Source organism: Psychroflexus sp. MES1-P1E (assembly GCF_002836055.1).
In the GTDB taxonomy this organism is placed as follows: Bacteria; Bacteroidota; Bacteroidia; order Flavobacteriales; family Flavobacteriaceae; genus Psychroflexus.
Genome location: NZ_PJBS01000002.1, coordinates 1 through 1,012, shown reverse-complemented (window position 1 = coordinate 1,012; position 1,012 = coordinate 1). Strand labels below are relative to the sequence as shown.

Below are 1,012 nucleotides of genomic sequence, written 5' to 3'. Positions count from 1 at the left end.
TATAAGAGTAGAATTGGTCTTTTTGAAAAGTGGTTGCTTGAAGAAAAGCTATTCGATATGCCGATTAACAGCATCACCAAAAAGACTGTTAATCAATATTTAAATGGTATTGTGCAAAAGACTAGTGCCAGAAACCGTAATAATTCTCGGACGGATATCGCTTCCTTATTTCAGCTTTTAGAAGAAAATGAGATTGTAAAATCCAATTTCGTACAATCCATACCAAAATTAAAGACCGTTCCCAAGCGAAATAAGACTTATACGCCTGCTCAGGAAAAGAAAATCAATACCTACCTGGAGAAACACGACCCTACCTTACATCTGTTTATCAAGTTTATCAGTCTTAATTTCCTTAGACCTATTGAAGTCTGTAGACTAAAAATAAGAGACGTTGATTTTAAAGATAAGAAGCTTTATGTCAAGGCTAAAAATCAACCCGTAAAAATCAAAATTATCCCAGATATTCTTATCAAGGATATTCCAGATCTTTCCAAAATGTCTCCCGATGCTTTATTGTTTGGACGTTTCAATATTGGAGAAGAATGGAATGCAGTGGAAACCAACAGGAGAACCGAATTTTCTAAACGCTTTAAAGAGGTCAAAGATCATTTCGGGCTAGGAGAGGAGTTTGGCTTGTATAGCTTTAGACATACTTTTATTACCAAATTATACCGAAAGTTAAGAGAGCAAAGTTCACCAAACGAAACCAAAAGTAAACTCATGCTGATAACGGGTCATTCAACCATGACTGCTCTAGAGAAATATTTAAGAGATATCGATGCTGAATTACCAGAAGATTATTCGCATTTATTTAAATAGAAATTAAGCTGACTTAATTACTGATGTAAAAAGGAAGTAAAGTCAAATAAACAGATGAAAACAACTTTATCCGAATGTATCAGTAAGTAAGCGTAAGTAAGCGTAAGTAAGCGTGACTTTCCTCTTTTAAAGGGTTTTGTATCTACCTAATTTCGCAATTAGGTATGGATGCAAATACAGCTTATCAGGTAGT

Annotated in this window: 1 protein-coding gene; it reads left to right on the top strand. The window is 34.4% G+C overall.

Translation table 11 applies throughout. The features are described 5' to 3' along the window. On the top strand, positions 1–819 hold an 819-nt coding region (locus CXF67_RS00030), incomplete at its 5' end, for a tyrosine-type recombinase/integrase (protein WP_145990312.1). Between the last annotated feature and the right edge of the window lie 193 nt (positions 820–1,012).